This window comes from Mucilaginibacter sp. (assembly GCF_035492695.1).
In the GTDB taxonomy this organism is placed as follows: domain Bacteria; phylum Bacteroidota; class Bacteroidia; order Sphingobacteriales; family Sphingobacteriaceae; genus Mucilaginibacter.
This window is the reverse complement of the sequence record NZ_DATJJC010000033.1, coordinates 202,372-216,347: the sequence shown is the minus strand read 5'-3', so window position 1 is coordinate 216,347 and position 13,976 is coordinate 202,372. Positions and strand designations below refer to the sequence as shown.

Here is a 13,976-nt window from a genome sequence, read left to right as displayed (position 1 = left end):
ATACTAATGTTATAAAATTCAAAATCGAATAACCAAAATCAGATATTCCCCTTTTTCAGCTCATCTGCGGCAAAATTTGCAGCGCGCGCCGTCATTGCCATATAAGTTAGCGATGGGTTCTGACAGGCTGATGAAGCCATCATTGCGCCATCGGTCACAAACACATTCTTCGCATCCCAAACCTGGTTATGCTCATTTAATACTGATGTTTTTGGATCGCGGCCCATACGTGCCGAACCCATTTCGTGTATACCATCGCCTATGTTGTGGCCCCTGTCCCAGGTTTGCACATTTTTCACACCCGCACTTTCGAGCATGGCTTTGGCTTCGGCAACTATATCAATGCGCATTTTCTTTTCATTATCCTTCAGCTCGGCATCCATTGCTAATATCGGCAGGCCCCATTTATCCTTGTTGTTATGATCGAGGCTGATCTTATTTTCATGATAAGGCAATAACTCGCCAAAACCGCCGATTCCCATTTTCCAAACCCCGGGCTCGGTCAGGGCCTCCTTAAATTGTGCACCTACATGCAATTCAGCTATCTCACGGCTCCAGCTATCGCGACTTGCGCCGCCCTGGTAACCAAAGCCGCGCAGGTAATCGCGTTTATCGCCAAACAGGTTCGCAAAACGCACCACGTAAACACCATTCGGCCTTCTGCCGAAATAGTATTTGTCGTCGTACCCTTCCATTACCCCCGAAGCGCCTAAATTATAATGATGATCCATGATGTTATGCCCTAATTCGCCGCTGCTGCTGCCCAAACCGCCGGGCCAAATATCAGTGGCTGAATTCATCAGCACCCAGGCGCTGTTCAGCGCCGAAGCATTAACAAATACAACTTTGGCGTGATATTCATAGGTTTGATTGGTTTCTGCATCCAGAACTTCTACACCGGTTGCTTTTTGCGTGTTCTTATCATACAACACCCTGGTAACAATAGAAAATGGCCTCACCGTCAGGTTGCCCGTCTTAACAGCGGCGGGCAGGGTTGATGACTGAGTACTGAAATAGGCGCCGAATGGACAGCCCTCCCAGCACCGGTTACGGAACTGGCAGTTAGTGCGACCATTGATGGGCGCAGTCAGGTTTGCCGACCGGCCAATGATCATGTGGCGGCTGCCCTTGAAATTCTTTTTTATTCGTTCAGCCACGTCCTTTTCCACGCAATTTAGTTGCATTGCTGGCAGAAACTGGCCATCGGGCAACTGTTCCAGCCCTTCATGCGAGCCATTTACGCCAATAAACCGTTCTACATGATCGTACCAGGGGGCAATATCTTTATAGCGGATAGGCCAGTCAATTGCCCAGCCGTCCTTCAGGTTGGCTTCAAAATCATGGTCGCTCCAGCGGTAGCTCTGGCGCCCCCACAAAATAGAGCGGCCACCCAATTGGTAAGCTCGCCACCAGTTAAAAGGTTTTATTTCGGTATAGGGCGCATCCTTGTCGTTCGCCCAATAGTCAATGATCGGCTCATAGGCACCCCATGTGCGTGCTATATACTTATGCTCTTTTCGCTGTTCCTGTGTAATACGGCCGCGGTGCTCAAATTCCCATGGACCCTTTGAGGCCGATTTGTAATCCTTCAGGTGCTCAAAATTCCGCCCGCGCTCCAGCATGATAGTTTTCAGGCCGCGTTCGGTAAGCTCTTTGGCCGCCCAGCCCCCGCTGATACCCGATCCGATGACGATAGCATCGTAGGTATTCTGAGCCGTGGCTTTATTATTTACATTAACAGTATCTGCTGACATAATTGATATAATTGGTTAGACAAGATATATAAAATAATTAAATGTCTGAATCACAGATTTAGACTATTTCAAAGGCTTTATCTTGATACTCCTGTAATTCACATCGAAGCCATGATCCTGCAGCAGAATATGCCCCTGCTGAGCCTCGCCAAAGTTTTTCCAGATAATAAATTTGCTTATAGCGACCAGGTCTTTAAACTCCTTTGAACCGCGCTCATATTCAAGCACTTTAATGCCATTCAGGTAATGCTCTACATGGTTATTCGGATATACTACAATGCGCCCTGTGTTCCATTCGCCTATCGGGTGAACAAAGCGCGGCGGTTTATTTGCCGGGATGAGGTCATATAAGGATGCCAATGTACGGTCGCCATTGCGACCCAATTTGGCATCGGGGTGCACTGCGTCATCCAGCACCTGGTATTCTAAACCGATGGCTGATCCTTTGGTATCCTCGTTCAACGTCACAAAATATTTTACCCCGCTATTGGCCCCCCGGCTCATCCTGAACTCAAATGAAAGATCGAATGCGCTAAACTCTTCCTTCGTCACAATATCGCCAACATTAGCGGACTCGCCGCCTTTTGATCCCAATATGGTCATTGTGCCATCGCGTATCACCCAGCCGCCCGGCTTCGTGGGGAATTCTTCACTTGTTGCGCTACGCCAGCCGGTATTGGTTTTCCCATCGAAAAGCAAGCGCCAGCCGTCTTTCTTTTCGTAAGGGGTCAAATGGTTCGATACATAATTAACCACGTATACACCGGGCGGGAACGGCGCGGGTACAAGCCCGGTTATTTTGATACGTATATTTTTAAAATAGAATTTCTTGCCGGCATCTTCCGCTTTATACACGGCATGCACCTGCAAACCGATAAATCCTTTGGTATCGATGGTATCGACCACGTATGCAGCGGCAACGCCATTTACCCAGGTTTTAGTAGAATTGCCGATACACTCAATTTTGATATGGTTCCAGTCGCCTTGTTTGTAGGCCGGCTGCCCTTTGGGATTGAGTTGCATGGTATATAACCAATCGCGCCGGGCCTCGTCCTCTATTCCACCCGACCAACGGCGATCAGAGGGATCGATCTCCACTTGTCGCCCGTAAACCTTACCTATCCCTTCGTTGCCGGTCGCATCGAAATGGCTGCGCGTCTGCACACCGGAATTGCTGGCATTGCTTTCCAGCTTCACATCCAGTTCCAGCACGAAATCACCATATTCCTTTTTTGTCACCAGGAACGAATTATACTTTTCCATCGCCGATGTACCGACGATCATGCCGTTCTGTACCGAAAAGCTCGCTTTACCGGTGGCCTGTTTCCAACCGTTCAATGTTTTTCCATCAAACAAGCTTACCCAACCGGTTTGTTTTTGAGCCTGCGCCGGCAGAAAACTGCCAAACAAAAAAGCAGCTAAAATTAAATAATGATATTTTTTCATGGTAGATTATTGCTTTAAACTCTTAAGGTACGCAAGGCTTTGAGGAACCTGTTCCATTACATGGGTGCTTTCATCCTCGATATAATAATGCTCCACACCCGCTTTTTTAGCAGCTTTCAACACAGCCGGAATATCAATTTGCCCCGTGCCCAAAACCACATCATTATCCTGGTTGGTACCTCCTGTAAGATCGCCTTTAACGCCTTTTTTCAAATCCTTGAGATGCAGCGCCTTATAGCGATGTCCGTATTTGTCAAGCAACGCCGCCGGGTCCTGCCCCGGGAAAAAGGCCCACATAATATCCAGTTCGAGGCTCACATAGCGCGGATCGGTGTTTTTTACGATATAATCATACAACGTTCCGTCCTGGTATGGCTGAAACTCGAAACCGTGTTCGTGATAAATAAAACCAAGGCCATATTGTTCCTTTAATATTTTACCTACCCGGTTAAAATCGGCAACAGCTTTTTGTGCTTCTTCCAAAGTCAGGGCCGATTTATGCGGTATGCCTGCTACCCTGACATATTGCGCGCCGAGTGTCTTTGCATTTTGGGCAACTTCTTCCGTCTTATTCACAAAGTCGTTATAACTGACGCCGAATGACGAACATTTGATGCCGCGTTCGTCAAGAAGAGTTCGCAATTCTGCTGCAGTTTTGCCAAAAAGGCCCGAAAACTCCATATCCGTAAAGCCCAACTGTTTTATTTTATCCAAGGTGCCGGGAACGTCTTTTGATAAATAATCGCGGTAAGTATAGGAAACCACGCCCGGGTGTTGGGGGAATAATGGCTTTTGAGCGAAAGTCCACGACGCAGCCATTAAAAAAGCAAGGATCAGTCTATATTTCATACTAAACCAATTTTGGTTCCCAACCAGGCTGGTAGGTTCGCTGCCATAATTTCATTGCAGCCGGGCTATTAGTAATCCGGCCGTTCTTTGGATCGCATTTCAGGGTGACGCCTGTCCGCTGCGCAATATTGGCTAAATGACAAAGTAGTACGCTTTTCGACGCCTCGTCCACCGGAGCCGTTAATTGGGTTTCACCCCGCACCGCACCAACAAAATTCTTGAAATGATAAAAGTCGAGATTGCCGTTCGCGCTTTGGGTGTTATTTGGATCAGGCGCTACTTCCGATTTTACTTCTTTCAGCACTTTATTTTTTATGTCTAGTATCTTATAATCACCACCGCCAAGATTCACCAGGCTGCCATTCTTTCCGTAAATAATAAAACCCCTGCTGCTGCCTTCAACCGGGAAATTATTGCAACTGCGGCCTTCCCACGTAATCGTTCCTTTATTACCAAACTCGAATGAGGCTACCTGTGTATCGGGTGTCTGCCAATCGTCTTTATAAGCATATCGTCCCCCCGACGAATTTACTTGCGTCGGATAATCGGCGCCTAAAAACCAGCGGCAGCAATCAATTTCGTGTGTACCGTTGTTACAGGCTTCGCCTGTACCCCAATGCCAAAACCAGTGCCAGTTGTAATGCACCAGATTATCCTGGAACTCCTTACGCGGCGCCGGGCCCTGCCACAAATTAAAATCCAGCGTTTTTGGTACCGGAATATGTTTACCCACACCAATAGACTTACGGTCGTTGGTGTACCATGCTTTGGCAAAATACACATCGCCTATGGCGCCACCGCGGACTTCTTTCACCGCTTCAATAAGCGATGGCATGGAACGGCGCTGGTTGCCCATCTGGATATGTTTGCCATATTTATGCAGCGCCTGAGAGATCAGTTCACCTTCGTGCGGGTTTTGCCCGCAGGGTTTTTCCACATAAACATGTTTCCCGTGCGATGCGCCTAAAATAGCAGCCGGCGTGTGCCAATGGTCGGGTGCAGCGACTACCAGCCCGTCAAAATCCTTTTTTTCAACTAGTTTGCGTATATCATGTATCAATTCAGGTTTCCGGGGTGCATCTTTGAGTGCTTCGAAGCCTTTTTTTATTGCCCCTTCTTCTACGTCGCATATATAAGCGACTTCCACATTAGGTAATTGCGAATAACAATTGGCCAGGTAACTACCTCTGCCATTAAGGCCCATTACGCCCAAAACAACTTTGTTGCTTGGTGCATTTTTGCCGAAAACGGGAAAATTGAGAATGGTGAGCCCGGCGGTAGCCAGCGAGGCGTCCCTGATGAATTTTCTGCGATGCATAAATCAGATGTTTAGAAATTGGTTTCTAAATGTAGAAATAAAACTGTTAAACCGACAGGACTGTTGATGGAATGTAACGAACTTGTTATTAAGTAGCGGCCTTGTTGAAAGATGAATTTGCTGCCCACAAAACAGTCAGGTATCTTTACCGCATGCTGCAAATAAGCGGATTATACATCTATCCCATCAAGTCGATGGCTGGTATTTCGGTTAACAGGGCACAAGTGACCGACCGTGGTTTCGAATACGACCGCCGTTGGATGCTGGTTGATGAAAATAACCTGTTCATATCGCAAAGGGAAGTTGCCGAATTGGCCTTGATGAACATTGATATAAACGAGAAAGGCCTGTCAGTAACCTACAAACGGGGCAACACCTCGATATCCATACCATTTCAGCCTGAAACGAGTGAGTTTGCAGAGGTGACCATCTGGGATGACACCTGTACCGGCCAGTTTGTAAGTCAAGCGGCGGATGAATGGTTCAGCAATATGCTGAATATCCGATGCCGCTTAGTTTATATGCCTGATGCGACCCATAGGATAACTGATCAGCGTTACACGTCTGCGAACAGCGTTACTTCTTTTTCAGATGGCTACCCCTTTCTCATTATCGGTCAGGCATCGCTTGACGATCTGAACAGCAGGTTGGAAAAATCAGTACCCATGAACCGCTTTCGTCCTAATATTGTCTTTACCGGCGGCGAACCTTATTCAGAAGATATGATGCATACTTTTGAAATTGGAAACATACAGTTTCACGGAGTAAAATTATGTGCCCGCTGTCCTATCCCAACGATAGATCAGCAAAGTCTTGAGCGGGGCAAAGAACCTTTGAAAACACTTGCCAGGTATCGTTTCAAAAATAACAAGATCATGTTCGGGCAAAACCTGGTGCACAACAGTGCGGGCCAAATTGCTGTAGGTGACGAGTTGAAAGTATTAAAGCTGAATTACGAAGAACGATTTTTGATTGGCAACTGATAATTTTACGGTGACTGTATCGTTATAGGTTAACATCGCGTATATGTACCTAAAACCAGCATCAAATGAAAAACCTTTTCCTTATTGCCTGTTCTGTTATCCTGCTCTCAGCTTGTTCAAAAAAAGACAATGTACCACCGGGGCAAACTTTCCGAAATAAGAATGGCTTATATGTTAACTTTTCGGATGAAAAATGGTATGTTACCAGGGACGGCACCTTTGCAACCGTCAATCTTAAACTGGCCGGCACTACCAATGGCGACAAGATCACGATGCGGACAAGTGGTGACGGACTACTCCTCGACAACAACCTGCCACTAAAATCAGGCAAATTTACTACGGATGGCGGTATTTGGTTTACCCATGCGGCGCCAGATACGGGAACCGTTCATGGCAGTACCGAAATAACGGTTTACAGAGGGTCGGACACACTCGTGGTGCATTTGGTAAGCGATGACCTTAGTTATTGAAATCTGTATCTTTTCTCCCGCCGGTTGCCCGATTTTTAGTATGTTGCTTCGCAAATGGCACAACACCTCACTCATGTAACCCTGGTCGTAAAAGACTATGACGATACCATAAAATTCTACACTGAAAAGCTTGACTTTGAACTGGTTGAGGACACCATTTTAAGTGAAGCAAAAAGATGGGTATTAATTTCCCCAAAGGGACCGGGCGGATGCTGCTTGCTTTTAGCCAGGGCAGCCAACGATGACCAGGCAAAATGCGTTGGGAATCAAACGGGTGGCAGGGTATTTCTTTTTCTCCACACTGATGAGTTTTGGCATGATTATTTTGCTATGCTTGACAAGGGTGTACACTTTACCAGGGAGCCTATTGAAGAACCCTATGGAACAGTAGCAGTATTCGAAGACCTGTACGGAAATCTATGGGATCTTATCCAAACAAAAAAAATAATTTTCAAGGTTTAGGTATCTGTGCATAACTCCCTTATTATTAATGAGATTTGAATATTTCGTTAAAGTTAAATTTGGCGGAAAAACCGCCTAAATATAGCGGAAACGCAATTTTATTAAAACTTTTGATTTCGAAAAATCGTAATAGTGGGTGTATCAAAATAGTGAACATGAAATTGATTGAGACTTTACTATCCCCCGTCCTGAAGGCAGTGGCTGCGTTAGCAAACAATGGCGGAATATTTAAGAAAAGGAAAAAAGCAGGACCATTTAACCCTAAGATAACTTTAGGTTTCAACTTCTAAAAACAACGCTAAAAATTTAAATTACTTTATTACAACTACCTAACATCTCCTATGTGTTTCAGCTTCACATTTGTGGTGTTTTTTGTTTCATGGTGTTTAGTAAATTAGCAAAATGAAACCCCTTGTAACAATAGAATATTGCCCCAAATGTGGATGGCTTTTACGGGCAGCCTACATGGCGCAGGAATTGCTGACTACCTTTGCCGATGAATTATACGGCGTTACACTGCAGCCCAGCGAAACCGGGGGGCATTACAGCATCCGGATAAATGACGAAGTGATATTTGACAGAAAAGACTTTGGAGGCTTTCCAGAGATAAAAGAATTAAAACAAATGGTACGTGATATGGTAAGTCCTGAAAAAAATCTTGGACATTCGGATAAAAAATAAATATATTTACATTAATTACCCCAACCATACCAATTATATCGACTTAATATATTTCCTTATCTTTGTAAGTTTTATTATATTAAATGTTATCGAAAAAAACGAAGTATGCCATTAAGGCCCTGGTGATACTGGGGAAAAATGCAGATAAACCTCCTATGCAGATCTCTAAGATCGCTGAAGAAGAACGTATCCCTAAGAAGTTTCTTGAACAAATATTGCTTGATCTTCGAAATGCAGGTTTCCTGTATAGCAAGAAAGGTGCGGGTGGCGGCTACAGCCTCAATAAAGATCCAAAAGATATTTACCTCGTAAGTATAATGCGCATAACCGATGGGCCAATCGCCATGGTTCCGTGCGCGAGCCTTAACTTTTATCACAAATGCGAAGAATGCAAGTCGGAAACAACTTGCGGAATTCGTGACGTGTTTGTCGAGGTGAGAGACGCCACGCTCAAAATACTTACCGAGACCAGTATAGCGGATGTCATTGCCCGCGAGAACACGCTGATCAACGTTTAACCAACAGCTTTAATTTAAGAGCAACCCCTGTTGTCGCAATACGAAAGGGTATTTATTTCCACACAAACTGTTGGGTTAGGCATAGCTTTGCACGGATGTTTACGCCGTGGCGTAGCTAATTGCTTGTTTTTGTATCTATACGCGCATCATTTGCGTAAAACAGGTGCCGTAAAATTTTTGGCGCGTAATTTGGCTGTTATCACAAAAAGTATCTTTGTAATTAAACTGTAAAAGAAAGATATTTTTTAACATACACTACTATTTCTCTATACTATACATATATTTGGGAAATAATTGTAAAACCAGTACCCGCTTGGGTCAAATACTAATAAAGAGGATATGCAAAGTTTCCGTACCGAACTTGAAAACCCTGTAGTTGAAAAGGATATTATCGACCTTGAGAAAAAGATCAGGGCTTTTCGCGAAGGTAAGATACACGACGAGAAATTCAGGAGCCTGCGCCTGGCACGTGGCATATATGGCCAGCGTCAGCCTGGGGTGCAGATGGTGCGCATAAAGCTGCCCTTTGGTAAGGTTACTTTTAAACAGTTACTGCGCATTGCCGATGTTTCGGACGAGTATGCAAGCCATAACCTGCATTTAACTACCCGCCAGGATATACAGATACATTACGTGAGCCTCGAGCGTACCCCGCAACTTTGGGCCGACCTGGAGCGCGACGATGTTACCCTGCGCGAAGCCTGTGGCAATACAGTACGTAATGTAACCGCCTCCCCTACTGCCGGTGTCGATCCTAAAGAGCCTTTTGATGTTTCACCGTATGCTCATGCTACTTTCGAGTTTTTTCTGCGGAATCCTATTTGCCAGGAGATGGGCCGTAAGTTTAAAATATCTTTCTCATCAAGCAGCGAGGATACTGCCTATGCCTATATCCATGATATAGGTGTAATTCCCAAGATCAACGAAAAAGGCGAACGTGGCTTTAAAGTTTACCTGGGCGGCGGCCTGGGTGCACAACCCCTGCTGGCATCGCTGGTTGAGGAGTTTTTGCCCGAAGATCAGCTGATACCTTACATCGAGTCGGTTATCCGCGTGTTTGACCGTTACGGCGAAAGAAACAACCGTAACAAAGCGCGTTTAAAATATGTGATCCAAAAACTTGGCCTTGACGAAGTTGTTCGATTGGCTAAGGAGGAAAGAATCGCCAATAAAGTTAAAACCTATCCAATAAATCGCAACGGTATTGACGAGCCTGTTATTCCGGAACCTGTATTGATCCCAGAAGTAACGATCGATAATCCTTTGCGTTACGAACAATGGCTTATAACCAACACCTTCGAGCAAAAGCAAAAAGGTTTTTATGGCGTATATGTAAAGGTTCCTACCGGAGACATCCCGACTGACGTTGCCCGGAAATTTGTAGCTGCCATTCGCCCCTATGTGGCCGACGAGATTCGCGTAACCCAAAATCAGGGCTTATTATTGAAATATGCCAGGAAAGAGGCCCTTCCGGCTTTGTATGCCGGGCTAACCGAACTGAACATGTCGGCCCCGGGTTTTGACAGCGTGGCTGATGTTACCACTTGCCCGGGCACCGATACCTGTAACCTGGGTATCTCCAACAGTATGACATTGGCCAGGGTATTAGAAGACCTGGTTTACAACGAATATGAAGAGTTTGTTTACAACCGTGATATTAAGATCAAGATCAGTGGCTGCATGAACTCTTGCGGTCAGCATGGCCTGGCACATATTGGTTTTCATGGCAGTTCGTTAAAAGCCGGCTTGAAAGTATTGCCATCGGTACAAGTATTGCTTGGCGGCGGCACCGTTGGCGACGGCGTGGGCCGCGCTGCTGATAAAGTAATTAAAGTACCTGCAAAGCGCGCCACCGAGGTATTGAGGTGGGTTTTAAATGATTATCGTGCAAACTCGATAGAGAACGAGCCCTTCCACAATTATTACGACCGGCTTGGTAAAGATTATTTCTACCAGCTGCTTAAACCGCTTGCGGACCTGACAACCCTGAAAGACGATGAGTTTGTAGATTGGGGGCACGAAGAAACTTTTGCTACCGCTATAGGCGTTGGCGAGTGCGCCGGTGTGGTGATAGATCTTGTTGCCACCCTGCTGTACGAATCTGATGAGAAAAAAGGCTGGGCCGAAGAATCATTTAACAACGGCGCATGGGCCGATGCTATCTATCATTCGTACAATGTATTCATCAGCTCGGCAAAAGCGTTGTTGCTGGATAAAGGTATCAACCAGGGCAGCCAGATCGGCATCATCAAGGAGTTTGATGCACAATACGTTGATAAGGGTGAATTTATACTCGACGGCACATTCAATGATCTCGTTTTACAGATCAATAAGAATGAACCTTCGGAAGAATTTGCCCGTACATACCTGGCCGCAGCAAATGGCTTTTTAAGTGCAGTTAAAGTTAAAAGAGAGGCATTGGTACAGTCATGATAGATACTAAAACAAAAAAAGAAATTAAGGAGCCGCGCATTACTTTGGTTGGCGCAGGTCCAGGCGATGCCGAATTGATCACTATAAAAGGTATCAAGGCGCTTAAAACTGCCGATGTGGTGCTGTATGACGCGCTGGTGAATGAAGAATTGTTAGAGTTCGCTCCCGAACATGCTACCAAAGTTTACGTGGGCAAACGCTCGGGCGATCATTCCCACTCACAGGAGTCTATCAACAAATTGATGATCGATTACGCTTTGAACTATGGCCATGTTGTCCGTTTGAAAGGCGGCGACTCATTCGTTTTTGGGCGAGGGTATGAAGAATTGGACCATGCGGCATCTTATAGTATCCCTGCCGAAGTTATACCGGGTATTTCAAGCTCTATCGGTGTACCCGGTTTGCAGCAAATACCCGTTACCCATCGTGGACTAAGTGAAAGTTTCTGGGTGGTTACCGGCACAACCATGGATGGGCAGGTATCCGGCGACTTATACGACGCGGCAAAAACCAAAGCAACTGTTGTGGTGCTAATGGGCCTGCGTAAGCTTGCTGAGATAGTGAAGATATACCAGGGCGAAGGTAAAAACCGTTTGCCTGTGGCGGTGATCCAAAGCGGATCGACAGATAATGAAAAAGTGGCTATCGGCGTTATCGATACCATTGTTGAATTGGTTGAAGAGAAAAAGATCAAATCGCCGGCGTTAATTGTTATTGGTGACGTGGTTTCGCTTCACCCCCAATTTCAACCTATCAGGGAATTTTATGACATCGTCGCCGAAGAATAACGGATTGGGAACAATTCAGTACGAGAAAACGGAAGGCAATCAATTGTTTCCCGTTTTTTTGAAACTGAACAATCTGCACACGGTGCTGATCGGCGGCGGTAACGTCGGCTTGGAAAAGCTGACGGCAATCGTAACCAACAGTCCGTCGGCGAGGGTTACCGTTATTGCCAATAAATTTTTACCCGAGGTCCACACCCTTGCGTCTGGCTGCAGCGGCGTGACAGTTATTCAAAAGGCATTTGTTGATACCGACCTGGATAAGGCAGATATCGTAGTGGCTGCCACAAATGACGCAGAATTAAATACCTATATCAGGGAGTCGGCGCATGAGCGCAAACTTTTGGTGAACGTAGCCGATAAACCCGACCTGTGCGATTTCTATTTAGGGTCTATCGTACAAAAAGGCGACCTGAAACTCGCCATATCTACCAATGGAAAATCGCCGACGGTGGCAAAAAGGCTTAGGGAAGTTTTGGACCAAAGCCTGCCAGGGGAACTGGACATTACATTACAGCAGATGAATCAGCTTAGAAATTCCCTTTCCGGCGACTTTGCCTACAAAGTAAAAACACTTAACGACGTAACTGCCGTACTTGTAGACGAAAAACCGGTAAGCAATAAAAACGTCATCTGGCTAATCTGGGGAACAATTGTCTTCGCTATAACCATTACGGCTTATGCCTTATGGAGCAACGATCCGGATTTTAGAACCTACGTAGAAGGCATCAGCCCTAATTTTTATTATTTTCTTGGTGCAGGCTTTGTGTTTGCCCTGATAGACGGCGCTATAGGCATGTCGTATGGCGTTACCTCAACTACATTTTCCTTATTAAGGGGTTTCACTCCTGCTGTAGCAAGTATGGGTGTGCACCTGTCAGAAGTGCTGAGCAACGGAATTGCTGGCTGGATGCACTACAAGATGGGTAACATCAATTGGAAATTGTTTAAGATGCTGGTTGTATGGGGAACGCTTGGCGCTTTTTTGGGTGCTTTTTTATTATCATCGCTCGAGCACTATAGCCAGTATACCAAGCCATTCATATCAACTTATACATTAATATTAGGCATCGTCATCTTACGGAAAGCTTTCCAGGTAGGTAAAAAACATGCTAACGGTAAGATAAAAAAAATAAGGCAGTTAGGTTTTGGGGGCGGCTTTATCGATGCAGTTGGCGGCGGTGGCTGGGGCTCTATTGTATTATCGAGTTTGATTGCCGGCGGGCGTCACCCGAAATTTTCCCTGGGCACAGTAAAGCTTTCGAGGTTTTTTGTGGCCATCGTAAGTTCCACAACATTCATTATCATGCTTATGCGGCATGGTACCGCTCATTGGGAACCGGTTGCAGGTTTAGTTATTGGCAGCGCTTTGGCTTCGCCAATTGCAGCCAAAATATCCAATAAACTTTCAGCTAAAACTTTAATGGTTTCAGTGGGGATCATTGTTATCATAGTAAGTGTTTACAGCATCTATAAATTTTTGATCAAGTTATAAAATGACCGCTTTAGAAAACATAAAGCAACATATAGACGGATTAGAACCGGTGCAGGCTTTGGCTTTATTAGCTGAAAGGTTCCCGGGCAAGATGGTGTTTTCAACCAGTTTCGGCTGGGAGGACCAGGTGATCACACACATGATATTCACCAACGACCTACCTATCAAAGTATTTACACTGGAGACCGGCCGCCTTTTTCCCGAGACCTACTATGTGTGGAACCGGACAATGGAAATGTATGGCAAACCGATTCACGCTTATTATCCAAACAACGAGCTGTTAGAGCAAATGGTAAATGCCAAAGGTCCAAGCAGTTTTTACGAATCAGTTGATAACCGGAAAGAATGCTGCGGCATACGCAAGGTTGAGCCATTGAACCGCGCACTTGCCGGCAACCAATGCTGGGTAACAGGTATCCGTGCTGAACAATCGGCCAACCGCCAGCACATGGGTAATTTAGAGTGGGACGAACAGCATAATTTGCTTAAATTTCACCCGATTTTCGACTGGTCTTTGGACCAGGTAAAAGAATATATCAGGATACATAATGTGCCTTATAATACATTGCACGACAGGGGTTTCCCGAGCATAGGCTGCCAGCCTTGCACGCGGGCTGTTCAGCCGGGAGAAGATTTCCGGGCCGGGCGCTGGTGGTGGGAAGACCAGTCAAAGAAAGAATGCGGTTTGCATGAGGTAAGTAAATAATGACTGAATTATTGAATTATTGAATTAATGTTTGACCTATTCGATAATTCAATAAATCAGTAATTCAATAAATCAA

Annotated in this window: 13 protein-coding genes; 9 read left to right on the top strand and 4 right to left on the bottom strand. The window is 45.5% G+C overall.

The window, feature by feature from the left end:
* Positions 1-38 precede the first annotated feature (38 nt).
* The 4 genes from VL525_RS21120 to VL525_RS21105 all read right to left on the bottom strand — a co-directional run bounded on the left by VL525_RS21120 (position 39) and on the right by VL525_RS21105 (position 5,367).
* Entirely contained in the window at positions 39-1,754 is a 1,716-nt protein-coding gene (locus VL525_RS21120; protein WP_325389434.1) for a GMC family oxidoreductase, read from the bottom strand.
* A gap of 63 nt (positions 1,755-1,817) precedes the next feature.
* The gene (locus tag VL525_RS21115; RefSeq protein ID WP_325389432.1) at positions 1,818-3,200 is read right to left on the bottom strand and encodes a DUF1080 domain-containing protein; all 1,383 of its coding nucleotides are present in this window, start codon (positions 3,198-3,200) and stop codon (positions 1,818-1,820) included.
* 6 nt (positions 3,201-3,206) lie between these two features.
* Positions 3,207-4,049, bottom strand: a complete 843-nt coding sequence (locus tag VL525_RS21110) for a sugar phosphate isomerase/epimerase (RefSeq protein ID WP_325389430.1) — start codon at positions 4,047-4,049, stop codon at positions 3,207-3,209.
* A gap of 1 nt (position 4,050) precedes the next feature.
* Positions 4,051-5,367 (bottom strand): Gfo/Idh/MocA family oxidoreductase, encoded by a 1,317-nt coding sequence (locus tag VL525_RS21105; RefSeq protein ID WP_325389428.1) that lies wholly within the window; start codon positions 5,365-5,367, stop codon positions 4,051-4,053.
* A 104-nt stretch (positions 5,368-5,471) separates the two neighbouring features.
* On the opposite strand from VL525_RS21105, the gene VL525_RS21100 reads away from it, so the two are divergent.
* The 9 genes from VL525_RS21100 to VL525_RS21060 all read left to right on the top strand — a co-directional run bounded on the left by VL525_RS21100 (position 5,472) and on the right by VL525_RS21060 (position 13,900).
* Positions 5,472-6,350 carry an MOSC domain-containing protein gene (locus tag VL525_RS21100; RefSeq protein ID WP_325389426.1) on the top strand — a complete coding sequence of 293 codons (879 nt, stop codon included), beginning with the start codon at positions 5,472-5,474 and terminating at the stop codon, positions 6,348-6,350.
* A 65-nt stretch (positions 6,351-6,415) separates the two neighbouring features.
* A complete protein-coding gene (locus VL525_RS21095; RefSeq protein ID WP_325389424.1) occupies positions 6,416-6,820 on the top strand; it encodes a hypothetical protein in 405 nt (134 codons plus the stop codon).
* 54 nt (positions 6,821-6,874) lie between these two features.
* Positions 6,875-7,282, top strand: a complete 408-nt coding sequence (locus VL525_RS21090; RefSeq protein WP_325389421.1) for a VOC family protein — start codon at positions 6,875-6,877, stop codon at positions 7,280-7,282.
* Between the two features lie 402 nt (positions 7,283-7,684).
* A complete protein-coding gene (locus VL525_RS21085; protein ID WP_325389419.1) occupies positions 7,685-7,963 on the top strand; it encodes a SelT/SelW/SelH family protein in 279 nt (92 codons plus the stop codon).
* A gap of 83 nt (positions 7,964-8,046) precedes the next feature.
* Positions 8,047-8,481 carry an RrF2 family transcriptional regulator gene (locus VL525_RS21080; RefSeq protein ID WP_147033222.1) on the top strand — a complete coding sequence of 145 codons (435 nt, stop codon included), beginning with the start codon at positions 8,047-8,049 and terminating at the stop codon, positions 8,479-8,481.
* Between the two features lie 339 nt (positions 8,482-8,820).
* Positions 8,821-10,914: a nitrite reductase gene (locus VL525_RS21075; protein WP_325389416.1), complete on the top strand. Its 2,094-nt coding sequence runs from the start codon at positions 8,821-8,823 to the stop codon at positions 10,912-10,914.
* Positions 10,911-11,702, top strand: coding sequence for a uroporphyrinogen-III C-methyltransferase (gene cobA, locus VL525_RS21070; RefSeq protein ID WP_325389414.1), 792 nt, complete (start codon positions 10,911-10,913; stop codon positions 11,700-11,702). The genes VL525_RS21075 and cobA overlap by 4 nt, the downstream gene beginning before the upstream one ends.
* Complete coding sequence (locus VL525_RS21065) at positions 11,680-13,194, top strand: TSUP family transporter (RefSeq protein WP_325389412.1); 1,515 nt, start codon at positions 11,680-11,682, stop codon at positions 13,192-13,194. Before cobA ends, VL525_RS21065 begins: the two co-directional genes overlap by 23 nt.
* A 1-nt stretch (position 13,195) precedes the next feature.
* A complete protein-coding gene (locus tag VL525_RS21060) occupies positions 13,196-13,900 on the top strand; it encodes a phosphoadenylyl-sulfate reductase (RefSeq protein WP_325389410.1) in 705 nt (234 codons plus the stop codon).
* Positions 13,901-13,976: the final 76 nt, after the last annotated feature.